This is a genomic window from Rhizobium sp. L51/94 (assembly GCF_019355555.1).
Lineage (GTDB): Bacteria > Pseudomonadota > Alphaproteobacteria > Rhizobiales > Rhizobiaceae > Rhizobium > Rhizobium rhododendri.
Genome location: NZ_CP072141.1, coordinates 3,527,731 through 3,553,405, shown reverse-complemented (window position 1 = coordinate 3,553,405; position 25,675 = coordinate 3,527,731). Strand labels below are relative to the sequence as shown.

The following is a 25,675-nucleotide window of genomic DNA, read 5'->3' as shown; positions in this document are numbered from 1 at the left end:
TGTGACGAGCACAGGGATGAGGGAGAGCGAGGTCGGCCTGCGGTTGGTCAATTGACAGCCGGGAAGCAGTCATTGGTGATGGTTCTAGCTTTAGATCATGCCGGATGGGCAACGGTTGCCGTCCTCGATCGCTGACGTCGCAGCCGGCGGCCGGGTTACAAAAGCGCTCATGCATGGCTGCTCAGCCTCCCGTCGTGAAGGCCAATCTCGCGGCGGAGTTCTTCGAAGATTTCGGGCGGCACCGGCGTCAGGCCGGCGTTTGGACGGTCGTAGCGTGGCCCGGCTGCGATCAGGGCTTGCGTGTAAATGTGGCGCGGGGTCGACAGCACCTCGGCGGTACGACCTTCCTCGATGACCTTGCCAGCGTAGAGCAGGGTGACGCTGTCGCAGATCTGGGCGACGACGCCGAGGTCGTGGGTGACGAAGATGACGGCGGTGCCGTGCGCCTCCTGCAGTCGGCGGATCAGCCGCAGGATCTGCTTCTGCACGGTCACGTCGAGCGCCGTCGTCGGCTCGTCGGCGACGACCAGCTTCGGCTCCAGCGCAAAGGCGGCGGCAATCAGTACGCGCTGGCGCATGCCGCCGGAAAGTTCGTGCGGATAGCAGCGCAGCACCCGTCCGGGATCGCGGATATGAACTTCTTCCAGCAGGTTTAGCGCCCGCTGACCGGCCTCCCTCGACGACAGGCCGCGCTTCAGGCGCAGGCCGTCCGTCAGTTGTGCCTCGATGCGGCGTCCGGGGTTGAGGGCCGTCTGCGGATCCTGCGGGATTAGCGAGATCTCGCTGCCCATGATCGAGCGCAGTTCCTTCTGCGGCAATCGCAGCAAGTCACGACCTTCGAAATTGATAAACCCGCCCACGACTCGAACAGTGCGCGGAAGGATGCCGAGCAGCGCCTTGGCGATGGTCGATTTTCCGGCGCCGCTTTCGCCAACGAGGCCGCGAACCTCGCCGCGCTCTAGCGTCAGCCCGACATCGCGCAGGATCGGCGCGCCGCCGTCGCGGTCGGAGACGGCGCTGAGGCCGGTTATCGAGAGAAGCGGCTGGTTCATCGGCGCATCACGGGGTCCAGGGCGCGACGCAGGCCATCGCCGAGCTGGTTGAAGGCCAGCACCGTCGCAAACAGCGCCAGCAGCGGCGCCACCAATACCCACCAGCCGTCATGGATGATCTGCCGGCCCTCGGCGATCATGCCCCCCCAGGTCGGCGTGTCCGATGAGACGGAGAGTCCGACAAAGGACAAGATGGCTTCGACGATGACCGCAATGCCCATTTCAAGGCTGACGAGCGCGATGAGGACGGGTGCCACATTCGGCAGGATTTCGGAGAACAGGATGCGCAGCCTGGAGAAGCCGATGGTGCGGGCGGCGGTGACGTAATCCATCTGCGCCTGCGCCTGGGTTTCCGAGCGAACGACGCGGCAGAAGCGGGTCCAGTCGATGATGACGATGGCGGCGATTACCGAATGGACGCCCGAGCCGAACACGGCGACCAGCAGGATCGACAGCAGCACCGGCGGGAATGCCATCCAGATATCGACCAGCCGCGAGATGATGCGGTCCGGCCACCCGCCGTACCAGCCGGCAAACAGGCCGAGCAAGGTGCCGATCAGTGCGGAAAGCCCGGCGGCCACGAAGGCAACGGTCAGGGCGATACGGGTGCCGAATATCATGCGCGACAGCACGTCGCGGCCGAGATCGTCGGTGCCGAGAAGGAAGTTCTGGTCGCCGCCATCCATCCAAGCGGGGGGCAGGGTGCCGGACATCAGGTCCTGCTCGAGCGGGTCCTTCGGGGCAATGAAGGGTGCGAAGACGGCAAGGATGACCAGCAAAAGGATAATGCCGCCGCCCAGTAGGACTTTCGGCTCGCGCAGCAGGGCCAGCAGGCGTCTTGCGGAGCGTGACGGCGTTCTCGGCGCGGTGTATGTAATGATCTCAGCCATGAGCCAGCCTCGGATTGAAGGCCGCGACGAGCGCGTCGACCATTAGGTTGATGACGATGAACAGCAGGCCGAAGACCAGCACCAGACCCTGGATCAGCGGCAGGTCGCGGTTGATCACCGCGTCGATCGCCATGTTGCCGATGCCCGGATAGGCAAAGATGCGCTCGACGATGACGGTGCCGCCGATGAGGAAGGTGAACTGCACGCCGGTCAGCGCAATGGTCGGTCCGACGGCATTGCGCAGCGCCTCCTGCAGCACCAGTCGCAGGTTGGACATGCCCTTCAGCCTTGCAAGCAGGATGTAGTCCTGCAGCATAGCCTCCGAAAGCGTTGCTTTCAGCACCCGGGCGACGATGGCGGCCAGCGGCAGGCCGAGAGCCAGCACCGGCATTACCATATGGGCGGCAACGTCGGCAAAGATGTCAAAGCGCAGGGTCACAAGGCTCTCGATCAGGTAGAAGGGCGTGTGGAACTGCGCGTCGATACTGGGATCGATGCGGCCCGACAGCGGAAACAGCGGAAAGGCAACGCCGAAGACCAGCACAAGGGCCAGCGCCCAGACGAAATCGGGGACGGCGAGGAAAAGCCCATTGAGGCTGTCGATGATCGGCTCGAGGATGGTACGGCGTACCAGTGTGCCAACAATCGCCACAAGACCACCGAGCAGAACTGCCAGCACCAGGGCGGCAAAGGCCAGCTCGAGGGTCGCCGGGAGCCGGTCGCCGAGCAGGCCGAGTACGCTGCGCTTCAGCGAGATCGAGGTGCCGAAATCACCGATCGCGACAGCCTTCAGCCACAGGCCAAACTGCACCGGAAGGCTGGCGTCGAGCCCGTAATGGGCGCGCATCGCGGCGATGTCGGCCGGTGTGGCGCCTGGCGAGATCATCATGGCAATCGGATCGCCGGGGACAACGCGCAAAAGCACGAAGACGATCAGCGCCACACCGAACAGCGTGACAAGGGCCATGACCAGGCGATTGAGAATGGCAATGGCTATCATGGATTATGGCTTCCGGCCGTCAGGCAGCGGCATAAACCAATTCTCGGCCGCTTCCTGGTGAAAGTCGCGGCATCAGCTTTGGTCATCCTGCCACCTGTTGATCGTCGCCATAGGGGCACCGTTAGAGAACGCCATGAGTCTAGCCGTGACATCTCCCGCGCCCAAGGAATTGGGCGCACTGGATTCCTGTGACGAGTACAGGAGTGAGGGAGGATGGTCTGGTGCCGCCATATGTTCATGTCGGTGCCCGTTCGATCGAATAAGGCTGAATTGGCCAATGAAGAGGAATTCATCTCCCCGCCGGCGGGAAGGAAGATGACCGGAATGACTGATGAGTGGGCGCCTGTGGATGTTCGGGACAAGGCACAGGTGTCGCTCGTCACTGTGGAAGTGCGTGGCGACCAACCCGCCTCTATCAGCTTTGCTGACATCTCCCCCGCAACGGGGGAGATTAGCCCGTGGCTTGCGTCCAAACCTCTATCAGGCCTTCGCTACCTGCGCTGCTTGCAGGGCGCCCGAGATGTTCGGGGTGACCTTGACGCTCGATTTGTAGAGGATCGGCTGGGCATATTGCAGCAGCGGGATGACGTATCCCTCTTCGGCAATATACTTATCGACCGCCTTCCAGCCCGCGATGCGCTTGGCTTCGTCCTTTTCGCCCCAGAGAGGGTTGATCAGGTTGTCGACATCGTCCGTCTTCCAGCCCGAATGCGGCGATTTGCTGTACATTGCAAAGCCGGTCGAGGTCGTTGGATCGCCGATGGCATTGCCCCAGTTGTAGAAGGCGGCAGGACCGAGCTGGTGAGCGGCGCGAAGCTCGTAGTGCTTGGCGATCTCGTAGACTTCGATTTCCGCTTCGATGCCGACCTTGCGCCACATGCCGACGATCGCCTGGATCATCTCGTAGTCCTTTGGCTTGAAGCCGCGGGTGGTCTTGATGGCGAACTTCACGGGCTTTTCCGGCGAGAAGCCACTGGCCGCAAGAAGCTTCTTGGCACCTTCCGGGTCGTAAGGCGTCTTGATGGCGGCGTCATATGCCGAATATTCCGGCGCCTCGAGCGTCGACAACGGCTTGCCGTAGCCGCGCAGCAGGCGCTTGATGATGGCGTCCTTGTCGATCGCCATGTTGGCGGCGAGCCGGACGTTCTTGTCGAGCATCGGGCCGACATTGGAAATGAAGATCATGCCGATGTCGGAGACAGGCGTTGCGACGCCGTCGAGGCCCTTCTTCTTCTTGAGGCGGTCGAAATCCTCGTAGGGCACTTCCAGCGTCACGTCGGAGGAGCCGGATTCGATCTCGGCGACGCGGCTTGTCGTATCCGGGACGAATTTGTAGATGACCGTCTCGAAGGCTGGCTTGCCGCCGAAATAGTTCGGATTGGCCTTGAGGCGCAGAAAGGAATTGCCCTCGTAGGCATCGACCATATACGGGCCCGTGCCGATAGGCTTCTTCTCGAAGCCCTCCGGACCGACTTTCGTGAAGTAGTCTTTCGGCAGGACATAGCCTGTCAGGAAGGCCATCCACATGAAATAGGTCGGCTCGTAGCGAACGACGTCCCCGGTAATCCGGTTGCCCTCGATCTTGTAGTTGGTGGCAGTCGACCAGATGAAGGAGATCGGGTTGCCGCCCTTCTGGTCGCCAGCGCGGTTGAGCGACCAGACGACATCCTCCGGGGTAAATTTGGATCCATCGTGCCAGGTAACGCCCTCGCGGACGTCCATCCAGACTTTGGTCTTGTCGTCGTTCCAACCCCATTTTGTGAGCAGGCCGGGCTGGAACTTCAGGTCCGGGCCCTGGCCGATGAACTGGTCGAAGACCGAGCGGTAGATCGCCTGGATCGTCGGATTGACGGCCGAGGGGCCTGTCGTCGGGTCGAAGGCCGGCAGGTTGACGTTGAATGCGATCGTCAGCGTATTCACATCGGCCGCCTCGACGACCGTCCGGCCAGCGAGAATGCCCGTGATGAAAGTAGCCGCGCCTAGGCTCAACGCCTGGCGCCGTGTCAGATGGTCCATGGTCACTCCGTTCCCCTGTTCAGCGGTAGATGACCTGTGGCCGGCCTGCCGCTGGCGATTTATTATCGGAATGTTTTAATCTTAAAATAACCATCGGGAAGCGCAAGCGGATTCTCTGGCGTTGTAGAAAAATAGCAGTGTCGGTCTCCATCTCCCGGAATCTGCCGGAGACTGCGCAAGATCCAGTTGAGCATAATGTATGCTTTTGCATATTTATTCGGCTCAGTTTGCTTTTACTCCGATCAAACGGGCGTGCGGTAACGCATGTTGATGGCTTCACGCCATTTGCTGATTGACAGCCGGTCGAAGCGCAAAATATGCTTTTGCAAATGATTGAAGAAAACGCCTGACAAGGGCGAAGGGGAACTGAAATGGCTGAACGGTCTTTTGCCCGCGAAGTCGAGGACCTGAAGCTGGGGGAGGGCGACACCTTCCGCGGCGAGGGAATTCTCGCGATTACCAAGGCGTTGCTGCAGTCCGGCGTCTCCTATGTCGGCGGCTACCAGGGCTCGCCGATCTCGCATCTGATGGACGTGCTGGCCGACGCCAAGGATGTCATGGAAGACCTCGGCATCCACTTCGAGACATCGGCCTCGGAGGCAGCGGCGGCGGCGATGCTGTCGGCCTCGGTGATGTACCCGGTGCGCGGCGCCGTCACCTGGAAGTCGACGGCCGGCACCAACGTTGCCTCCGACGCACTCTCCAACCTGTCGTCCGGCGGGGTGACCGGCGGCGCGCTGATCATCATTGGCGAGGATTACGGCGAGGGATCGTCGATCATGCAGGAGCGCAGCCATGCCTATGCGATGAAGTCGCAGATGTGGTTGCTCAATCCACGCCCCAACCTGCCGTCGATCGTCGATGCTGTCGAAACCGGCTTCGAGCTTTCCGAGGCCTCCAATACACCCGTGATGCTGCAGGTCGGTATCCGCAGCTGCCATGTGCACGGCCAGTTCGAAGCAAAGAACAATAAGCGGCCGGAGTTCACGCTGCGCCAGGCGCTGGAAAATCCGGTCCGCGACGTCAACCGCATCGTCCTGCCGCCAGCGACCTTCGTCCATGAAAAGCAGAAGCTGGAGCACCGCTGGCCGGCTGCCGTAGAGTTCATCAAGCGCCGCAGGCTCAACGAATATTTCGGTCCCAGCGAAGGCGATGTCGGCATCATACTGCTGGGTGGCATGTATAATGGCGTCATGCGCTCGTTGCAGCAGCTTGGCCTTGCCGATGTCTATGGCAACTGTTCCGTGCCTCTGTATGTGCTCAACGTCGCCTATCCGCTGATCGACGACCAGCTGGCCGAATTCTGCGCCAGCAAAAAGGCCGTTCTGATGGTCGAGGAGGGGGCGCCGGAATATATCGAGCAGTCGCTGAACACGATCCTGCGCCGCCGCGACATCCAGACGCGGATCGCCGGCAAGGACACCCTGCCGATGGGCGGCGAATACACGACGCAGGTGCTGATGAAGGGCATCAAGACCTTCCTCGAGACCCATGCGCGCGTGCTGCTCGGCAACCAGCCGCCGCTGCCGGATCCGTCGCCCGTTCTCAACGATCCGAAGGTCAGGGCGCTGGCCGAGGTCGTACCGCCGAGGCCTGCCGGTTTCTGCATCGGCTGTCCGGAGCGGCCGATCTTTGCAGCAATGAAACTGGTCGAACAGGAACTGGGCGAGCACCATGTCGCCGCCGATATTGGCTGTCACCTGTTCTCGATCCTGCCGCCGTTCAACATCGGTGGCACGACGATGGGCTACGGTCTTGGACCAGCCTCGGCCTCGGCCTTCAATGTCGAAGCGGACAAGCGTTCGATCTCGGTCATGGGCGACGGTGGCTTCTGGCACAACGGGTTGGCGACCTCAGTCGGCAATGCGGTGTTCAACAAGCAGGACGGCGTCATCCTCGTCATCGACAATTTCTACTCCGCAGCCACTGGCGGCCAGGACATCCTGTCGTCGCGCGCGGACAATCCGCGGCGCAAGACCAACAATTCCATCGTCAATGCCGTCAAGGGCATCGGCGCCACCTGGGTCCGCCAGATCGACCGGACCTACGATGTCGCCAAGATGCGCGACACCCTGCGCGAGGCATTGACGACCAAGGAGCCGGGCCCGAAGATCATCGTCGCCTCGTCGGAATGCATGCTCAACAAGCAGCGCCGGGTGAAGCCTTTGTTCAACAAGGCGGTGAAGGACGGCAAGCGTATGGTCAAGGAGCGCTTCGGCGTCGACGAGGATGTCTGCACCGGCGACCACGCCTGCATCCGGCTGTCGGGCTGTCCGTCGCTGTCGGTCAAGCACACCGACGACCCGCTGAAGGACGATCCGGTCGCTGCCATCGACAACAGCTGCGTCGGCTGCGGCAATTGCGGCGAGGTGGCGGAGGCCGCCATCCTCTGTCCGTCGTTCTACCGCGCCGATATTATCCACAACCCGACCGGCTGGGACCGCTTTCTCGCTAGGATGCGCAGTGCCGTCATCGGCTGGCTGCAGGCCCGCCGCAAGGCAAGCCGCATCGTCTTTGCAGATTGAGGGGATCGCCATGAACGAGCATGTTGCTACAACGGCCGTCGGCGCCATTCGCCTGTCGACGGACAAGCCGATCTCGATTGCCATTCTCGCCATGGGCGGCCAGGGCGGCGGGGTGCTTGCCGACTGGATCGTCGGGCTGGCGGAAAGCCAAGGCTGGATGGCACAGACGACGTCTGTCCCCGGCGTCGCCCAGCGTACCGGCGCCACCATCTACTATCTCGAACTGTTGCCCGCCCGCGAGGGCCGCCATCCGATCTTTGCGCTGATGCCGACGCCGGGCGACGTCGATATCGTGCTGGCCGCCGAACTGATGGAAGCCGGACGCTCCGTTCTGCGCGGCCTGGTGACGCCGGATCGTACGACGTTGATTGCCTCGACGCACCGCGCGCTGGCGGTCGGCGAGAAGGAGAAGCCGGGTGATGGCATCGGCAATCCCGAAGTTGTCGTCGAAGCCACGGATTTTGCCGCCAAGCGGATTATCGCCTTCGACATGGATACGCTGGCGGCCAAAAACGGCAGCGTCATTTCCGCGTCCATGTTCGGGGCGCTGGCCGCCGCCGGTGTGCTGCCCTTTTCAAGGGAGGCATTCGAGGCGACCATTCGCGGCGGCGGAAAAGGCATCGAGCCGAGCCTGAAGGCTTTCAATGCCGCCTTCGAGCGGGCGACGGCGAGGACCAACGATGTGGTCTCGGCGACGCCGCACAAGCATTTCGACGCGCTGCCCGAGACGGCAGGACATCCCTCTCTCGACAGGATCGTCTACCGCATCCGTGCCGAATTTCCGGAAGAGGCTCATCCGCTGCTCTTTGCCGGCGCCAGGAAGCTGACGGATTTCCAGGATCCGGCCTATGGCGACGAATATCTGAGCCGCGTGGCAAGTCTGCTTGAACTCGACCGCAGATATGGCGGCGCGGGAAAAGGCTTCGCGTTCACCGTTCAGGCAGCGAAATACGTCGCGATCTCGATGGCCTATGACGATGTCATCCGCGTTGCCGACCTGAAGGTGCGGGCATCCCGTTTCGACCGGGTTCGCAAGGAGGTCGGGGCAAAGGCCGACCAGATCGTCTACATGACAGAGTATATGCATCCGCGCATGGAGGAGATCTGCGGCACTCTTCCGAAGCGGCTGGGCCTGTGGATCGAAAACCGGCCGAAGCTGTTTGCCCGGCTCGATCGCCTCGTCAACAAGGGGCGAAGGGTGCAAACGGGAACGCTGTTCTGGTTCCTAAGCCTTTATGCCGTTTCGGCTTTGCGCGGGACACGCCGGGGAACATTGCGCCATTCCCGTGAGATGGCACACCGTGACGCCTGGCTCGCAATGGCCACCGGCCTGCTCGCTGCCAACTACGATCTCGCCGTCGAGGTGCTCAACAACAGGCGCCTCGTCAAGGGCTACTCCGACACCCACGCCCGCGGCCTGTCGAAATTTGACCGTGTCATGTCGGCGCTGCCGCTGTTGCGAGATCGGGAGGACGGTGCCGCCTGGATGAAGCGCCTGCGCCAAGCAGCCCTGCTCGACGAAAGCGGTATCGCGCTCGATGGCGCGCTAAAGACGGTGGCAACGCTTTAGAGGGTGGAGGGATTGCCGACGCTTTGGGGCGAAGGCCATCGTGTGCGGGAGAGGCGCTTTTGTCTCGTTCTAGTGCCCGTCACCGTTGTCAGGTGCCTAATTCGTTGGGCGAGCTGCTTTTTTTCCAGAGCGGCAAGGGTCTCCTCACGGCGCAGCGCACCGTGGCTGGATTGCTGTGACAAGCACAGCGATGAGGGTGAGGACGGAACGGTTGAAAATAAAGGGGAACTGGATGGACGATCTTCAAGCATCCGGGGTCGACGCGGGTACCTCTGCCAGACGCCAGAACACCGGTTTGATGGTGGTACTCCTGTGCTGGTTTGCCATTTTTGCTGAGGGCTATGACGTTGGCGTGCTCGGTGCCATCCTGCCGGCGCTCTCGACCGACAGCGCCTGGGGTCTGACGCCGATGCAGCTTGGCGCCATGGGCAGCTACACCATTTTCGGCATGCTGGTCGGTGGTATCCTGATCGGTACGCTGAGCGATCTCTACGGACGCAAGCCGATGTTTCTGTGCTGCCTGTCGCTGTTCGCGGTCTGCATGATCGTCACCTCGGCAGCGCCGACGCCCACCGTCTTTGCCATCAGCCGCTTCGTGGCGGGGCTCGGTCTCGGCGGCATAATCCCCATCGCCGCGGCGTTGACTATCGAGTATTCCCCGGCCAGGAGGAAGAGCCTGAACTACGGCATAATGTATTCCGGCTATTCGCTGGGGCTGTTTGCGGCGGCCTTGGTCGGTCGGGGGCTGCTTGCGGATTACGGTTGGCGACCGGTGGTGCTGATCGGCGCGCTGCCGTTGCTCTGTGTCCCCGTCATGGCCTGGTTGCTGCCAGAATCGCTGGACTATCTTGTCTCCCGCAAGCGCAACGAGGCGGCTGCGAAGCTGGCCACGCGGCTCCGTCTGCCGGTCCCGGTTGAACCTTCCCACACCAGGGAGATGGTCGGCTGGCGAACTGCACTCGGCGAAATCTTCTCACCGAAAAACGCCTTTGCGACGATATGTTTCTGGCTAGCGCTGTTCATGGGGCTGCTGCTGGTCTACGGGCTGGCGCAATGGCTGCCGCAGATCATGCGCAAGAGCGGGTATGATCTTGGCGACAGCCTGCTCTTCCTTGCCGTCTTTTCCTTTACGTCGGCGATCGGTGGTATCGTGCTCGGGCAATGGGCGGATAGATTCGGCGTGAAGCTGACGGTCACCCTGTCGTACCTGCTCGGCGCTATCGGTATCGCCGCACTCGCCTTCAAGGGTTCGATCCTGCTGAACTACGCGGTCGTAGCCGTGGCGGGTTTCGGCACGGTGTCGGCGTCGCTCATCCTGACCGGCTATCTCGCCCACTATCTCAAGCCCTCTGTCCGCGCGGCCGGCACCGGTTGGGCTCTGAGCTTCGCGCGGATCGGAGCATTGCTGGGGCCGTTGATCGGCGGCTATATCGCCAGCATCGCGGTTGCGCCCGAGTGGAATTTCTACGTCTTCGCGATCATCGCGGCAATTGCAGCCGGCGCAACCGCGCTGATCCCCAACAAACCAGCAGGTTAACGTGGCGGTCGGAAACCGGTCGATGTTGCACTGCGCCAGTTCTCCGGCCACTGCATGTTGCACCGCAATACGTGTAGATATGCCTGGGTTACATCTTAGGGGATGTAACCGGGGAAAAGCTGTGTTACCCTTCCCAGATGCGGGCGAAGAGGAGAAGCGCTCGCATCAACGGAGGAGTTTTTAAACGATGACTTCAGAAGAGATGGGTTTTGGTACGGAACGGACCAGCGTGGGATCGATTGCCAAGCTGGCAGCGATCACGGTGGTTGCCTGCGTGATCTTTGTGGGCGGAATGTATTTCGTCGGAAAGGCCAATGCCCCCGACGCAACCACTCCGCAGCCTGCGGTCACCACCCAGACCCAATAGCACGCCCGCGTCCGAACCGGACATGTGTAGCGGCTACCTCACACTCTGGCCCCATGCTTTTGGGGCTGGGGTCGAAGGCGTGATAATTTGCTGGACTGACTGGCGTAGCAGTCATTGTTCTGCCTCTGACAGAAGCCTTGCAATGGCTGGTCGTAGTTTGGGCAAGTGGACGTGGATAATGTCCCATAGGTCGCCCGGTCGAATGCGGTAATATTCATGTCTCAGCAGATTGCCGATGCCAATGATGGCACGCCAGGAAATATCGGGTTCGCTCGAACGCATTTTGGAGGGCAATTCCTTCGCTGCCTCGGATATAATCTGAATGCAGCGCTCTATGGCGCGCAGGACCAAAAAATCGTCGGCGATCGCATCCGGCTTCACATCCTTTGTGGCAGACAGAATGCCATCGATGTTCTCCAGAATGTGCAGCAAGCGGACATGCACACTCTTCGCTGAGGTCATCAGAATACTCTGATCGCGCTTTGCTCTACAGAGGCGCGATAGGCAGGCGAAATTGACTCCCGCGTACCGTAACCAATTTCGACGCCTGGGAACTGGTCTTCCAAAAGTTGGTAAGGCATCATGAAAGCTGTCAGGCCCTTGCCGCTCTCCGGACCAAAATCGACCAAGACATCAATATCGCTATCACTGCGCGCGCTGTCGCTGGCATATGAGCCGTACAGATAGAGAGCATCAACACCCAGCGCGCGTATCTGCGGCTCGGTGGCTTTCAGGCGGGTAATGACTTCTTTCCGGTCCATGGTCCGATAGTACCAACTCCCGAAGATTTTGTCATCACGCGCCGCAGCCGCTCCGCGGCCCTCAAATCTCGTGCTTGCGGATATTATGCAGCACCTTGTGCAGCGTTCCGATGAAGGCGCGGTATTCGGCTTCCTCGACGCCGTCGAACATCTGCAGCAGCAGGTCGTACATCGTCGGCCAGACTTTCTCGAAGGCGGCGCGGCCTTCCTCGGTGATCGAGACATCGCGGATACGCATGTCTTCGGCGCGCGGTTGCCGGCGGATATAGCCCTGGGTTTCCAGCGAATCCAGCGTCCGGCTCATTGTCGACTGCTCGGTCACGGCGAAGATCGACAGCTCGTTGATGGTCACTGACGTCGAGACGCTGAGCACCGCCAGCGCCCGCATCTTGATCGCTATCACTGCGCGCGCTGTCGCTGGCATATGAGCCGTACAGATAGAGAGCATCAACACCCAGCGCGCGTATCTGCGGCTCGGTGGCTTTCAGGCGGGTAATGACTTCTTTCCGGTCCATGGTCCGATAGTACCAACTCCCGCAGATTTTGTCACGACGCGCCACAGCCGCTCTGCGGCCCTCAGATCTCGTGCTTGCGGATATTGTGCAGCACCTTGTGCAGCGTTCCGATGAAGGCGCGGTATTCGGCTTCCTCGACGCCGTCGAACATCTGCAGCAACAGGTCGTACATCGTCGGCCAGACTTTTTCGAAGGCGGCACGGCCTTCCTCGGTGATCGAGACATCGCGGATGCGCATGTCTTCGGCGCGCGGTTGCCGACGGATGTAGCCCTGGGTTTCCAGCGAATCCAGCGTCCGGCTCATTGTCGACTGCTCGGTCACGGCGAAGATCGACAGCTCGTTGATGGTCACTGAGGTCGAGACGCTGAGCACCGCCAGCGCCCGCATCTTGGCGGTCGAGATGTCCAGTTCCTTCAGCTCGTCGGCCATGTTGGCGTTCCAGCGGGACATCAGCCGGTTCATCAGATAGGGCGCGAAATGGTTCAGGCCGATCTCGCCCATGGTCGGGCGGGCATCGTAGCCATCGTCCTTGCGCCTGAGCACGACACCTGAAAACCGTTCTTCCATGAACACACGCCTCCTCGTCTTCCTGTTATTTCAGCGAGGATGCGAGCAGGAAACCCGAACCGCCGCCGAGGCCAGGGCCCGGGTGGGACGACGCACCGATATGGTACAGGCCCTTGATGTGGGTGCGGTGATTAACCGAAGACTTGAAGGGCCGCCAGAGAAAAAACTGGTCGAGGCCACAATGGCCGCCATAGGGGTCGCCGCCGACGAGGTTCATGTTCATCGTCTCGAGATCGGCCGGAGAGTAGGCGCGGCGGGCAAGCCTGATTTCGGCGAAGTTTTCGATGTGGCTCGCCAGCAACGCCTCTATGCGATCCGCATACTGTTCGCGCACCGTCTCCGTCCAGCGGCCATCCGCCGGTGTCTCGATCTTGGCCGCGGCATCGCCTTTCAGCAGGCGCGGCGCTTCCGGCAATTGTAGCCAGAGGATGGACTTGCCCTCGGGCGCCCGGCTGGGGTCGAAGGATACCGGCTGGCCGACGCAAACGGTGGGTTCCGCCGGCAGTAGACCGCGTTCGCATTCGTTGCAGGCGCGCGAGACACCGTCGAGGCCGGGGGTCAGGTGCAGCAACGCGACCTGGCCGAGCTCAGGGTTATGTTTCCAGCGGGGCGGGGCGGACAGCGCGTAGTGGATCTGCATGTTGCCCTTGCCATAGCGATATTGGGAGACATCCTTGCGGATCTGTGCCGGCAGCGGCCCGGGCCAGTCGGCCATCAGGCGCTCATAAAGCTGGTTCGGGGTCGTCGAGCAGATGACGCCGCCGGTGGCGGTGAGGGTTTCACCACCCGCAAGGCGAACGCCGCCGGCGACGTTGCCGGGGCCGGGCAGGATGCTTGCGACATCGGCACCCGTACGGATGGTGCCGCCCTGGTCCGCAATCAGCCGTTCGAAAGCAGTGACCAGAACGCCGGCGCCCCCTGTCGCTACCGGGCAGCCCGCAAGTTCGATGGCAAACCCGATGACCTTCAGCATTTCGGCGGAATAGGCATCTTCCGGGCTGAGGCCGCAATGCAGCACCCAAGGTGCCCAGAGTGCGCGGGCAAGGTCCGAGCCGTAGGCTGTTTGCAGGTAGCCGCGCGCGGGCGTCAGAGCGTTGCCGAACCAGGCAGCAAGGTTGCGAAGGCCTCGCCCCCAGGCCTGCCGGGACACAGTCTTCAAGATGTTGCCCGACCAGAGAGCGCCGCCGAGCAGGGAGAACAGGAATGGCGCATCGGCTCCGAGCTTGTCCATTTCGTCGGAGAAAGTCTTGCCGTCGCCTGCCGAGAGGGCTTCGAATGTTGCTATGTTGCGCTGGCGATCCCTGGAAAAGATGACGTTCGATCCGTCCGGACGCAGCACGCCGGTTGGCAGGTCGGCATGCGAGAAAGCAAGGCCGCGCGCCTCCAGATCCTTACCGAGCGCCCCGTAGGCCGGCGAGGTCAGGAACAGCACCATCGTTGTCGCCATGACGTCGTGGACGAAGCCGGGCTCAGTGATCTCCTCGCTGCGCAGGCATCCGCCGATACGCTCGTTGCGCTCGAGGATCAGAACCTTGCGACCCCTCTTGCCCAGCATGGCCGCCGCAACCAGCGCATTGATGCCGCTGCCAACGATTATGTAGTCATGGCTGCTCATGCCGTTGTCCCGCAAAGAGTGGTTGGAGGATGGGGCCCGCTCGTCGAGGCCGGGAGGGTATATGACGAGCCCAGAGACGTCCCTTCACGGCGCGGACGTGCCGTGGCTGGATTCCTGTGACGTGCACAGGAATGAGGGAGGGAAGTGGTGCTTCCGATGGCTTGCCTTAGTGGGATAGGCGCTTGCAATGATGCTGCCTCTGCTGCCTCTGCTGCCTCTGCTGCCTCTGCTGCCTCTGCTGCCTCTGCTGCCTCTGCTGCCTCTGCTGCCTCTGCTGCCTCTGCTGCCTCTGCTGCCTCTGCTGCCTCTGCTGCCTCTGTCTCCGCCAGTCTGGCTTTTGCGGGAGGGCGGGAGGTTGCCACGGTTTCCCTCATTCCTGTGCTTGTCACAGGAATCCAGTGCGCCCAAGTCCTTGGGCGCGGGAAGGCTTGTGGCGGACGGTCAAGTGTTTTTTCACGGCGCAGACGCGCCGTGGCTGGATTCCTGTGACGAGCACTGGAATGAGGGTGGGGGATGTATGGGGCGGCGGCTTGCCTAGCGGCGGAGGGCGGAGGCAGCGATTCTGCTTCCGCCAGTCCCTTCACCGCAGCGGGGCTCGAAAGCGCCCGGTGCCCTTTGGCGGACGCTCTCCCGGGCCAAGAGCCTTGCCGGTGGCGGAGAGAGGGAGCGCCTAAGGGCATGGTGCGCCTATTGGGCGATCAGGGCCAGGGCGCGGACGGGGGAGCCGGTGCCGGAGACGATCTTCAGTGGGGCGGCGATGAGAATGGCGCCCTTTGGCGGCAGAAGATCAAGCTGGCAGAGGCTGGCGAGACCGTAGCGGTTGTTCTTGTGCATCAGGTTGTGGGCCGGGAAGGGCGGGTTCATGCCACCGGCCGAGCCGGCATCTGTGCCGATGGTTTCCTGGCCCCAGCCGATGATGTCCTTGGTGAGCAGATATTCGATCGCCTCGGCAGTCGGACCCGGCGAATGCGGGCCGTTCTCGTCGGCGTTCAAGAATGTCTCGGTCGAACCGTTGCGCTTGTACCAGTCAGTGCGCAGCAATACCCAGGATCCGGCTTCGATGTCGCCGTGCTCAGCTTCCCATTCCTTGATGCTGTCGACGGTCAGCAGATAGTCCGGGTTGGCGGCGGCCTCCTTCGAACGATCGATGACATTCACGGGGGCGACGAAATTCTGCGGAGGAATGGTGTCTGTGGTGTTCCGGGGGTTGTCCTTGCCGGTGATCCAGTGGCTCGGTGCATCGAAATGGGTGCCGGTATGCTCGCCGAGTTCCAGCCAGTTCCAGGCCCAGAACGGCCCATCCTCGTTATACTGCGAGATGGTGTGGACCTTGACCTTCGGCGTGTTCTTGCCGAACTGCGGCGGCAGGTAGAGCACCGGGGTGTCGGGGCCGAGCGATGCGGTGAGATCGACGACCTTGATGGAGCCCGAAACGAGGGCGGTGGCCAGGCTTGCAAGCGTGTTCGACGTCATTCGTATGTTCCCCTTGAACGAAAACCGCCGTGCTGGATGGGGCATTGATCTGCCCTTCTTGCGCCCAGGCAGGCGGCTGAATGGGGCAAGCCTATGTCACACCATATGATATTGCAAGCATTTGCGGGGCGGCTCGGGCGTCAAGTTTCAGGCCGCCCGACATTTTGGCAAAGGTGGGCATATGGCCTATAAAACAGGCTCTCCAGTGGCGTTATTCCAGCCAAATTCCGCATCGTCGTGCGGTCCATGACGGGATTTCGAGACCTCTGCCCTTGATGCCGGCGGCGCAGAATGTATGCATGTGATGTATAAAATAATAAGGGAACGGAAGGTGGATCATGGCATACGACGCGGTGGTGGTGGGGGCGGGGCATAACGGGCTTGCGGCAGCGGTACATCTGACCGCAAAAGGCTGGAAGGTTGCAGTCGTCGAGGGCAGCACGACCGCCGGCGGTGCGGTCAAGACTGCGGAGGTGACGCTACCGGGTTTTCGGCACGATCTCTGCGCCATGAACCTATCGATGTTTGCGGGTTCGGCCTTCCTTGCCCAATACAGGCAGGAGCTCGTTGCCAACGGTCTCGGTTTCGTACCGGCCGCCGATTGTTTCGCCAGCGTCTTCCGAGACGGCACGTATCTCGGCGTCAGCACCGATCTCGAAAAGACGGCGGCTGCGATTGCGGCACTTTCGCCGGAGGACGCGGCGGCCTGGCGGGCAATGCTTTCCGAATTCACCACCGATGCGCCGCACATCTTCGGGCTGCTCGGTGCACCCATGCCCTCGCTTGCAGCAGCGAACGTCCTTTGGAAGGCCTGGCGGCAAAAGGGCAGCGGCTGGCTCTACGACACGGTGCGCATGCTGCTTTCCTCTCCGCGCGATTTCCTCGATGCCCGGTTTCGTCACGCGAAGCTTAAGACGATGATGGCCGCCTGGGGGCTACACCTCGATTTTGCACCGGATGTCGCAGGCGGTGCGCTGTTTCCCTATCTGGAATCGATGGCCAACCAGGCCTTTGGCATGGTCATTGGACAAGGCGGTGCGGATACGATCATCAAGGCGATGACGGGCATGCTGACCGCACGCGGGGGCGAGATCCTGCTCGGGACGGCGGTGGACAAGGTGCTGGTGTCCGGCGGCAAGGCGACCGGCGTGCTGCTGGCCGATGGCCGTCGGCTGGAGGCGAGCCGCGCCGTCATCGCCAACGTCAATCCGAAGAACCTCTTCGACAAGCTGCTCGATGCCGATCCGAAACGCCGGGACTTCGATCGCAAGGTCAGCCGGTTCCGCGCCGGACCCGGCACGATGATGATCCATCTGGCGCTGGACAGCCTGCCGGACTGGACGGCCGGAGAGGCGCTGAAGAGCTTTGCCTATGTGCATATCGCACCTGATCTCGAGATGATGTCGAAAGTCTATGCGGAAGCGGCGGCCGGTCTGTTGCCGGTAGAGCCGGCGCTGGTCGTCGGCCAGCCGACCGCCATCGATCCGTCACGGGCGCCTGCCGGAAAGCATGTGCTCTGGGTCCAGGTGCGGGTTCTTCCGGCCGAGATCCTCGGCGACGCCGCTGCGAAGATCGGCGCGCTCAGCTGGGATGCGGTCAAGGAGGACTACGCCGACAGGGTGATCGATATCATCGAGGTCCATGCGCCGGGCCTGCGAGCCAAGATCCTCGCCCGGACGGTCGTCTCGCCTTTGGACCTCGAGCGCGAAAACCCCAACCTCATCGGCGGCGACAGCCTTTCCGGCAGCCATCACCTGGACCAGAATTTCCTGTTCCGTCCCGTCGCCGGATATTCGCGCTACAGGACGCCGGTCGCCGGCCTCTACATGTGCGGTGCGTCCACCTGGCCGGGGGCGGGAACGGGAGCTGGCTCCGGCTTCCTGCTTGCCCGGATGCTGGCGAAGTGATGCTATCCACTGGCGTGCAAGGCAGCCCGACCCGAAACCTTTGACATTTCAAATATTGCTTCGTATGCCATGGAAACACGGATTGCGGTCCAGGAATTCGAGCGGGGATCATGGCCGAAGCAGAAAGCGAAACTGTCGACCTGGAGGCGATTGCCCACGGCGCCCAGGATGGCAAGAAGCAGGAACTGCGCCTCTGGTTGCGCATGCTGTCGACCACGAAGCTGATCTCGCAGGAAGTGCGCCGCCGGCTGCGGGCCGAATTCGGCGCGACGCTGCCGCAGTTCGACCTGATGGCGCAGCTTTATCGCGAAAGTGACGGGCTGAGGCTCGGCGAGCTCTCAAAACGGACGATGGTCACCAACGGCAACGTCACGGGGCTTGTCGAGCGGCTGGAAATCGACGGCATGGTTTTGCGCGAAACGCCCCACGGCGACCGGCGCGTGACCGTCGCCAAGTTGACGGCCAAGGGCGAAAAGCTGTTCACCGCCATGGCCGCCGCCCACGAAGGGTGGCTGCGCGACATGCTGGGAGACGTAGACCCGTCCATCATCGCAGAACTCTGGACCGACATCGGCACCGTCAAGGCCTCCGTCAGCAACCACCTTTCGGGCGGGGAGTTTGATTAAGAGTTGGCGGCAGAGCAGCAGCCAAATCTAGTGGGCATTATTGGCAATCGACGTCGCATGGCGACGCAAATCAAAGATTCTGTGGTGGATATTTCTTCTATTATTATGTATATTTTTCTTTAGCAGACCTTCCGTTTTATTTTTTACCTTAATAAATTTCATTTATATAATATTATAACTATAATTTCGCTTGTAAATTACCGCCCATGCTGGCCTTTTCTCAAAATTTTTCGTGAAACAGGCATTGTTATCTCTAAAAGTTGGCATTGCAAATATAGTTGCAATAATACCACTTCTGCAAATTTGTCCCCAGCTTACATCTGATGGCTAGCAATCCGCGTTAGTTGTTTGTTAAGCATGAATTTCAGCTAGGGGATGATATGATCGCGGTTTTGAACAGGTTATTTGGGGCAACAGAGAAGTGGGAGCCTTGTGTTGCCACCGGTGTTGTTGAGCTTGAATCCGGCATCTCACTTGATGGCCCCCTCATGAAGAAATCCTCACCGATGGGTGTTGTTTATCGGGAGATGACTACTGAGGAATACACGGATTATCTTTACTGGCAGGCCATAAAGTGAGCAGGTCGACATTCGCTCAATCGCATTAATTATTTTATTTCACGAATATATACGTATGAAGCACTTCTCTCCAAATTTGAATTGGGCTGCCACTATCAGCTCTATCTACTAACGCATCAAACGGCGCTCCACCAAATCCGCGACACAACTGTAAGTTTCCCTTACAGGGTTGCCAGCCTTTGCGCCGGCACTAGGTGACGGGAGGCTGATTGTTATTTTGCGAGGAGGAGACGCGGCATGGTTTCGGAACAGGCACTTATCAGGAAGATCACCTGGCGGCTCATGCCGTTTTTGGGTCTCCTCTACCTCATCGCCTATATCGACCGGCAAAATGTCAGCTATGCGAAGCTCCAGATGGTCGATACGCTTGGCATGAGCGGATACGCCTATGGCCTTGGTGCATCCTTGTTCTTTGTCGGCTATTTCATTTTCGAAATCCCGGCAAACCTGTTTCTGACGCGGTTCGGAGCCCGTGTGTGGTTCACGCGGATCATGGTCAGCTGGGGCCTGGTGACGATCGCGCTGGCATTCACGCAGAACATGACGATGTTCTACATCCTGCGCTTCCTGCTCGGCGTCGCCGAAGCCGGCTTCTTTCCGGGCGTGCTGTTTCTCCTGACCCTCTGGTTTCCCCGGAACTATCGAGGGCGCATGGTCGGCCTGTTCATGATCTTCAGCGCCATCGCCAATGCTGTCGGCGCGCCGCTTGGCGGCATGTTGCTGGATCTGCACGGCTTTCTCGGCCTTGCCGGTTGGGAGTGGGTGTTCCTCGCCACCGGTATCCCCGCCGTCGTGGTGGGTCTGGTGACATTCTTCTATCTGGACGACCGGCCGGAAGAGGCAAAATTCCTCAACGATGCTGAAAAGCTGTGGCTGAAAGAGCGGCTGGCGCAGGAAAACCAGGGCATGGACGGGACTGCTGATGACGGTTTCAAGGCGCTTATCAACCCGCGGGTGATGCTGATGGCTATCTGCTACATCGGTTTTCCGCTGGCAGCCTACGGGTTGAGCTACTGGCTGCCGACCATCGTCAAGGGCTTCGGCGTCACCAACACAGTCAACGGCTTCATCAACATCATCCCTTGGGTGGTCGTGGCGATTGCCCTCTGGGTCGTGCCTGCCGCTGCCGACAAGACGGAAGCAAAGACACCCTACATCGCCGGACCTGCTTTCGTCGGCGCCATCGCCCTGACGCTATCCGCCCTTGTCACTTCGCCGCTGCTACAGTTCATCTTTCTCTGCATCGCCGCGGCCGGCATTTTTGCCGGGCAGCCGGTGTTCTGGAGCCTGCCATCGCGCTTCCTCCGGGGTGCCGGCGCCGCAGCGGGCCTGGCCGCCATCAACTCGGTCGGCAATCTCGGTGGCTTCATCGCGCAGAACGTGGTGCCGTGGATCAGCGATGCCACCGGAAGCAAGATCGTGCCGATGTTCTTCCTTGCCGCATGCCTGGCAGCCGCAGGCCTGCTGGTGATCATCGTCGAACGCGCCCTTGGCCGTAAGGCAGAAGTCGGTTCGGCGTAGGAGCTGAATGTTTTCCGCTCTGGAGTGCCTTCTTGCGGAGGCACTCCGCAATGATTGCTGCCGGTGCTGTCCAAGAGACTACGTCTGCCGTCCAGGCAACCGCAGACTTCAATGGGCCTTTTCGGTCTTGAAGCGCTTTTCCAGCATGCTCACCAGTCGCACCATTGGCCATAGCAGGATGATGTAGACGAGTGCTGCGCCGATCAGGGGCGAGGGGTTGGCGTAGAGGGCCTGGGCGTCCTGCGCTTCCTTCAACAGTTCCGGCAGGGCGACGGTCGAGGCGAGCGAGGTATCCTTGAACATCGATACGCAATTGCTGGTCATCGGCGGAATGACGATGCGGATCGCCTGCGGCAGGACCACCTTGTAGAGCGTGACGATGAACGGCAGGCCGAGGGCTGAGGCTGCCTCGAACTGGCCCCTCGCGACGCTCTCGATGCCGGATCGGAATACCTCGGCGGAGTAGGCGGCCATGACGATGGAAAAGGCGATGACGGCCGATGCCCAGGACGTTAGCCTGATGCCAAGGAACGGCAGGGCATAATAGATCAGGATGAGGACGACGAGGACGGGCGTCGCCCGCAGGATGTCGATATAGCCAACAGCGAGCAGCCGGAATGGTTTCGGCGCATAGAGCCTGACCAGGCTGATGACGAGGCCGAAGGGAACGCCGATGAGGATGCTCATCATGCCGAGCAGGATGGTGTTCCACAATCCCCGCAGCAGGGCCGGTATGGACGACATCAGGACGTCGTAGTTGAAGAAGGTCTCGACGAGCGACATGGTATCCACCGGTCTTGCAAGCGTTCAGTCCGTCACATCCATGCCGGCTTCGGGGCGACCGGCATGGATCATGGCAGTTTATGGTTCGATCAAGCCTTGGGGATCGGCATTTCGACGACGGTGGAGGAGCCAGCCGGTGCATCGCTGCCAAACCACTTCTTGTGGATCGCCTGCAAGGTGCCGTCTTTTTTCATCGCTGTCAGGGCATCGTTGAGCTTGTTGAGCAGTGGGGAATCCTTCGTCATCATCAGGCCGTACTGTTCGCCTGTCTTGATGCGCTCCTTTACGGCGAAGCCTTTCATCTTGACGAACAGGTATTCCATGCCGGGCACGTCGCTGACCACGGCATGGACCCGGCCGGCGCCGAGATCGAGGAACATTTCCTGCTGGGCATTGTAGCCCTTGACGTCTGCAAAGCCATCTGCGGCCTTATGCTCGTCGACCCATTTAGCGCCGGTCGAGCCGGACAGCACGCCGATGGTCTTGCCCTTGAGATCGGCAATGCCCTTGATGGCGCTGTCGGCCTTGGCGGCGATGCCCATGTCGGAATCGTAGTAGGGCTGGGTGAAGGACTGCGACTTCAGCCGCTCCGGCGTGATGGTGATCGACGAGATCGCAACGTCGATGCGCTTGGACGAGGTTCCGGCGAACAGCGCCTGGAAGCCATAGTCGGCGATTTCGGGGGTCATTCCGGCGCGCTTGGCGGCTTCCTTGACGATGTCGACCTCGAAGCCCTCGAAGGCGCCCGAGTCCGTCTTGTACTCAAACGGCGGGTTGCTCGGGTAGGAACCGACGTTCAACGTCTCTGCCGCATGGGCAATGGACGACCCGCCGGCAAGGCTGATGGCGGCGGCGAGCACCAATAGATTACGACGCGTAAGGCTCATGTCTGTTTCCCTCTGGTTATGGACCCGTGGGCATCGTTGGCCCACGCGGGTAGCATCGGCGCGGCCCTTAAGGGCTGGCCGTCATGTCATGGCGACAACCATGCGGTCGAGCGCAGTGCGGATCTGTTCGATGTCGCGGAAGATGCACATGCGCAGGAAGGCGCGGGAGCTGTCTCCGAAGAGATAGCCCGGGGCCAGGCCGACGCGCGAGGTCTCCAGGATGCGGGTGCAGGCAGCGCGGGCATCGCTTTCGCCTTCGAGCGCGAAGAACGCATACATGCCGCCGCGCGGTTTTACCGGCAGGACGATGCCCGGAATCTGCGGAAGTTTCTCGTAGGCGAGGTCGAGGCCGGCCTTGATCTTCTGCCTGACATCCTCGACCAGCGGCTCGCCATCCCTGACGGCAGCCAGTGCTCCAGCCTGGATCATACCGGCCGTGCCGCTGTTGATATATTGCGTCATCGCCGCCAGCTGGTCGGCGACGCCGGACGGGTGGGTGAGCCAGCCAATGCGCCAGCCGGTCATCGCCCAGGCTTTTGAAAAGCTGTTCACCGAGATCACCCGGTCGCCGTCATCGGCAACCTGGAGGATCGAGGGTGCAACGATCCCTTCGAAATAGAGCCGCGCATAGACCTCGTCGGAGATGATCCAGATGCCGGTCCGGCGGCTGAACTCGAGCAGCGCCTTCATCTCGTCGTGCGAAGCCGTCCAGCCGGTCGGATTGGAGGGTGTCGACAGGCAGATTGCCCGGGTGCGGGCGTCGCAGCGGGCAAACAGCTTGTCGAGATCGAGGTGCCAGTCGGTGTCGAAGTCGAGCGGCACCGGCCGGGGCTCGCCGCCGATCAGGTGGATGGCATTGTGAATGTTCGGCCACTGCGGCGCGACGTAGACGACATTGCTGCCGACATCGACCAGCAGCTGGAGGGCGAGATAAAGCGCTTGCATGCCGCCTGGCGTGATCGTCGTACGCTGGATCGGAATGTCGCGGTCGTGCAGCCGCGACTGATAGGCCGAAAGGGCTTCGTTGAGCGGACCGGAGCCGCGCATATTGGGGATGTAGAAAGTGGCGCCGTCATCGAGTGCCTGCTTGGCGGCATCGCGGATGAAAGCCGGCGTTACCATGTCGCCTTCGCCGTACCAGAGCGGGATCACATCTCCGAGTTCGCGTGCACGCATGGCGAGCTCGGCAATATTCTCGGTGTGCAGGTCGCGGATCTGGGCGCGGATGCCGTCGAAAGCGTAATGGTCGTTGTCGGCTGCGGGTGATGCTCGTAAAGGCACGGTCTTTTCCTTGAAATTCAGATGTCGGAACGTCGCCGATAGTTTCGGAAGACGCATGGATCACCCCTTGATTTCGAATGGTTATCCAAAACGAAGGGCATTTCAAGAAAAAAATTTGAAGCTTAAAAAGTCTCTGGAAAAAGCATATTTCTGACGTTTGAAAATTGGCTTCAAGTCGTTGATGTTGCTAACTTAAATATCGGTTGTTGCTAAGCGCAAGAATTGCGCGCTTTTGCAGCGTTTTCCGCCATGGCGGCTCCAAGAAACATTGTGTCGCTGGCCAGCAGGAAGAAACTGATGCCGGCCGCCGACCAGGTCGCGATATCGAATGTCGAAGGACGGAAAATGCCGACAGTCCGGCCGGCTGCAAGCGCCGTTTCCGTGATGGCATGAATGGCCTTGTCGAGCCTGTCCTTGCCATCTGGCCCGAGTGCATCGATCGACACCGACAGGTCGCCGGGGCCGATGAAAATGACATCGACACCCTCGACGGCCGCGATCTCCGCGATGTTGGCAAGGCCTTCAGCCGTCTCGACCTGGATGGCGAGAACGAGGGATTCATTGGCTGTCGCGAGGTAGTCCGGGATGCGATAGCCGTAGGCTGCGGCTCGACCTGGGCCGACGCCTCGCTCGCCGACCGGCGGGTACCGCGTTGCCATCACTGCGGCCGTGGCCTCTGCGGCATTGGAGATGCGCGGCACCAGCACGCCGGCTGCTCCAGCATCGAGAACGGCGGCGATGGATTCCGGCGCATGGCCGGGCACCCGGACAATTGCAGGCACGCGATGCACGTCGGCGGCGCGGATGAGATCCTCGATGCGCTCGCGACTGATCTGCGCGTGCTCCCAGTCGATGCAGAGAAAATCGACGCCTGCCATTGCCACGACTTCGACGGCGACAGGGTGGGGGATGGCCGAGAACGTGCCGATCAGCGGAGCGCGGTCGAGGCAGCGCTGGCGAAAACTGGTCATGGTGGATCCCCGGATGGCGGCATTGGTTTGTTCACCGATAAACCTAAACGCAAAGTCTGCGAAAGCGAAATCTATTTTAGGCTTGAAATATTTTATCCTGCACGTAGCCTGACTGGAAAGGTGAGGGAGAAACCATGATCAAGCAGCATCCGCTCAAGGGGCCGAACAAGCTGAAGCTTGGCGTGTTTTCGACCAATGCCGATGGTGGGCTGGCGATCACCGATGTGCCGGAGCGGTGGACGGCAAGCTGGGAGGACAATCTTGCTGCGGCAAAGATCGCCGACCGCGCCGGGCTGGAATTCCTGCTGCCGATTGCCCGCTGGCGCGGTTTCGGTGGCCGCAACAGGGTGCGCGAATGGTCGTTCGAGACTTTCACCTGGGCAGCCGCGCTCGCCGCCTCGACCAAGCAGATCGGCCTGTTCATGACAGTCCACGTGCCACTCGTTCATCCGCTCTACGCCGCAAAATCGCTGGCGACGGTCGACCATGTCAGCTGCGGCAGGGCAGGCCTCAACATCGTCTGCGGCTGGAACCCGAAGGAATTCGGCATGTTCGGCACGCCCCTGGTCGAGAAGGGCTATGATCAGGCAGCCGAGTGGCTCGATATTGTCGAGCGCGCCTACGGCCCCGATCAGCCCTTCGATTTCAACGGTGTCTACTACAGCCTGAAGGATGCAGTCAGCCGGCCGGCGAGCCTGCAGATGCCTCGCCCGGTGACCATGAATGCAGCATTCGGCGGTCCGGGTCGGGATTTCGCCGCAGCCCATTGCGATTACCTGTTCACCACGTTCACGGAGATGGCGGATGCCGGAAAGCCGGTTGCCGATATCCGCGAGCGGGCGGAGGCCAAAGGCCGGGATGTAGGCGTCTACACCGTCTGCCATGTCGTCTGCCGCGAGAGCCGGCAGGAAGCGCAGGATTATTACGTGCGCTACGCCGTCACCATGGCCGATCACGAGGCGGTCGATGCCCATATGGCAGGCAAGAAGGAGTTCTCACAATCGCATGATGCCGGAGCCTATGACCGCTATCGCCAGCGCTTTGCAGGTGGTGCCGGAAGCTATCCGCTGATCGGGACGCCGGAGAGCATCGCCGCTGAAATGATCGAGATCAGCGAAAAAGGCTATGCCGGCATAGCCCTTTCCTTCGTCAACTACACGCAGGAACTGCCATATTTCTGCGACCGCGTGCTGCCGATCCTGCAGCAGGCGGGGTATCGGATGTGAGAATGC

At 61.1% G+C, this 25,675-nt stretch carries 23 protein-coding genes; 9 read left to right on the top strand and 14 right to left on the bottom strand.

Annotated elements, in window-relative coordinates:
- Positions 1–167: 167 nt before the first annotated feature.
- From J5274_RS17275 to J5274_RS17260, 4 genes are all read right to left on the bottom strand, one after another.
- A complete protein-coding gene (locus J5274_RS17275) occupies positions 168–1,052 on the bottom strand; it encodes an ABC transporter ATP-binding protein (RefSeq protein ID WP_142830774.1) in 885 nt (294 codons plus the stop codon).
- Complete coding sequence (locus J5274_RS17270; protein ID WP_142830776.1) at positions 1,049–1,942, bottom strand: ABC transporter permease; 894 nt, start codon at positions 1,940–1,942, stop codon at positions 1,049–1,051. The genes J5274_RS17275 and J5274_RS17270 overlap by 4 nt, the downstream gene beginning before the upstream one ends.
- Positions 1,935–2,942, bottom strand: a complete 1,008-nt coding sequence (locus tag J5274_RS17265) for an ABC transporter permease (RefSeq protein ID WP_142830778.1) — start codon at positions 2,940–2,942, stop codon at positions 1,935–1,937. Before J5274_RS17265 ends, J5274_RS17270 begins: the two co-directional genes overlap by 8 nt.
- A 480-nt stretch (positions 2,943–3,422) precedes the next feature.
- A complete protein-coding gene (locus J5274_RS17260; protein WP_142830780.1) occupies positions 3,423–4,958 on the bottom strand; it encodes an ABC transporter substrate-binding protein in 1,536 nt (511 codons plus the stop codon).
- A gap of 371 nt (positions 4,959–5,329) precedes the next feature.
- Here J5274_RS17260 and J5274_RS17255 point away from each other — a divergent pair, with 371 nt between their 5' ends.
- The 4 genes from J5274_RS17255 (at position 5,330) to J5274_RS17240 (ending at position 10,957) form a co-directional block, all read left to right on the top strand.
- A complete protein-coding gene (locus J5274_RS17255; protein ID WP_142830782.1) occupies positions 5,330–7,483 on the top strand; it encodes an indolepyruvate ferredoxin oxidoreductase subunit alpha in 2,154 nt (717 codons plus the stop codon).
- 10 nt (positions 7,484–7,493) lie between these two features.
- Entirely contained in the window at positions 7,494–9,053 is a 1,560-nt protein-coding gene (locus J5274_RS17250) for an indolepyruvate oxidoreductase subunit beta family protein (RefSeq protein ID WP_142830784.1), read from the top strand.
- Positions 9,054–9,285: 232 nt separating this feature from the next.
- The gene (locus tag J5274_RS17245; protein WP_142830786.1) at positions 9,286–10,590 is read left to right on the top strand and encodes an MFS transporter; all 1,305 of its coding nucleotides are present in this window, start codon (positions 9,286–9,288) and stop codon (positions 10,588–10,590) included.
- Between the two features lie 187 nt (positions 10,591–10,777).
- Positions 10,778–10,957 (top strand): hypothetical protein, encoded by a 180-nt coding sequence (locus J5274_RS17240; RefSeq protein WP_142830788.1) that lies wholly within the window; start codon positions 10,778–10,780, stop codon positions 10,955–10,957.
- A 111-nt stretch (positions 10,958–11,068) separates the two neighbouring features.
- On the opposite strand, the gene J5274_RS17235 is transcribed toward J5274_RS17240, so the two are convergent.
- The 6 genes from J5274_RS17235 to J5274_RS17210 all read right to left on the bottom strand — a co-directional run bounded on the left by J5274_RS17235 (position 11,069) and on the right by J5274_RS17210 (position 15,889).
- Positions 11,069–11,419 carry a DUF86 domain-containing protein gene (locus J5274_RS17235; protein ID WP_142830790.1) on the bottom strand — a complete coding sequence of 117 codons (351 nt, stop codon included), beginning with the start codon at positions 11,417–11,419 and terminating at the stop codon, positions 11,069–11,071.
- Positions 11,419–11,718: a nucleotidyltransferase family protein gene (locus J5274_RS17230; RefSeq protein ID WP_143123186.1), complete on the bottom strand. Its 300-nt coding sequence runs from the start codon at positions 11,716–11,718 to the stop codon at positions 11,419–11,421. Before J5274_RS17230 ends, J5274_RS17235 begins: the two co-directional genes overlap by 1 nt.
- Positions 11,719–11,779: 61 nt before the next feature.
- Positions 11,780–12,121, bottom strand: a complete 342-nt coding sequence (locus tag J5274_RS17225) for a MarR family winged helix-turn-helix transcriptional regulator (RefSeq protein WP_224127965.1) — start codon at positions 12,119–12,121, stop codon at positions 11,780–11,782.
- Between the two features lie 173 nt (positions 12,122–12,294).
- Entirely contained in the window at positions 12,295–12,801 is a 507-nt protein-coding gene (locus J5274_RS17220) for a MarR family winged helix-turn-helix transcriptional regulator (RefSeq protein WP_142830794.1), read from the bottom strand.
- A 25-nt stretch (positions 12,802–12,826) separates the two neighbouring features.
- Positions 12,827–14,416, bottom strand: coding sequence for an NAD(P)/FAD-dependent oxidoreductase (locus J5274_RS17215; RefSeq protein WP_143123185.1), 1,590 nt, complete (start codon positions 14,414–14,416; stop codon positions 12,827–12,829).
- A gap of 687 nt (positions 14,417–15,103) precedes the next feature.
- Complete coding sequence (locus J5274_RS17210; RefSeq protein ID WP_142823563.1) at positions 15,104–15,889, bottom strand: cyclase family protein; 786 nt, start codon at positions 15,887–15,889, stop codon at positions 15,104–15,106.
- A 335-nt stretch (positions 15,890–16,224) separates the two neighbouring features.
- On the opposite strand from J5274_RS17210, the gene J5274_RS17205 reads away from it, so the two are divergent.
- From J5274_RS17205 to J5274_RS17190, 4 genes are all read left to right on the top strand, one after another.
- The gene (locus J5274_RS17205) at positions 16,225–17,796 is read left to right on the top strand and encodes an NAD(P)/FAD-dependent oxidoreductase (RefSeq protein WP_161990944.1); all 1,572 of its coding nucleotides are present in this window, start codon (positions 16,225–16,227) and stop codon (positions 17,794–17,796) included.
- 110 nt (positions 17,797–17,906) lie between these two features.
- The gene (locus J5274_RS17200) at positions 17,907–18,422 is read left to right on the top strand and encodes a MarR family winged helix-turn-helix transcriptional regulator (RefSeq protein ID WP_111222465.1); all 516 of its coding nucleotides are present in this window, start codon (positions 17,907–17,909) and stop codon (positions 18,420–18,422) included.
- Between the two features lie 380 nt (positions 18,423–18,802).
- Complete coding sequence (locus J5274_RS17195) at positions 18,803–19,000, top strand: hypothetical protein (RefSeq protein WP_142823561.1); 198 nt, start codon at positions 18,803–18,805, stop codon at positions 18,998–19,000.
- 237 nt (positions 19,001–19,237) lie between these two features.
- Positions 19,238–20,521 carry an MFS transporter gene (locus J5274_RS17190; protein WP_219274695.1) on the top strand — a complete coding sequence of 428 codons (1,284 nt, stop codon included), beginning with the start codon at positions 19,238–19,240 and terminating at the stop codon, positions 20,519–20,521.
- 108 nt (positions 20,522–20,629) lie between these two features.
- Here J5274_RS17190 and J5274_RS17185 read toward each other — a convergent pair whose 3' ends face one another.
- The 4 genes from J5274_RS17185 to J5274_RS17170 form a co-directional block, all read right to left on the bottom strand.
- Positions 20,630–21,304, bottom strand: a complete 675-nt coding sequence (locus tag J5274_RS17185) for an amino acid ABC transporter permease (RefSeq protein WP_142823559.1) — start codon at positions 21,302–21,304, stop codon at positions 20,630–20,632.
- A gap of 89 nt (positions 21,305–21,393) precedes the next feature.
- On the bottom strand, positions 21,394–22,191 hold the full coding sequence (locus tag J5274_RS17180) for an ABC transporter substrate-binding protein (protein WP_142823558.1): 798 nt from the start codon (positions 22,189–22,191) through the stop codon (positions 21,394–21,396).
- Between the two features lie 81 nt (positions 22,192–22,272).
- Complete coding sequence (locus J5274_RS17175) at positions 22,273–23,529, bottom strand: pyridoxal phosphate-dependent aminotransferase (protein WP_219274694.1); 1,257 nt, start codon at positions 23,527–23,529, stop codon at positions 22,273–22,275.
- A 152-nt stretch (positions 23,530–23,681) separates the two neighbouring features.
- Entirely contained in the window at positions 23,682–24,443 is a 762-nt protein-coding gene (locus J5274_RS17170; RefSeq protein WP_142823556.1) for an HpcH/HpaI aldolase/citrate lyase family protein, read from the bottom strand.
- Between the two features lie 134 nt (positions 24,444–24,577).
- On the opposite strand from J5274_RS17170, the gene J5274_RS17165 reads away from it, so the two are divergent.
- Positions 24,578–25,669, top strand: coding sequence for an LLM class flavin-dependent oxidoreductase (locus J5274_RS17165; RefSeq protein ID WP_142823555.1), 1,092 nt, complete (start codon positions 24,578–24,580; stop codon positions 25,667–25,669).
- Positions 25,670–25,675: the final 6 nt, after the last annotated feature.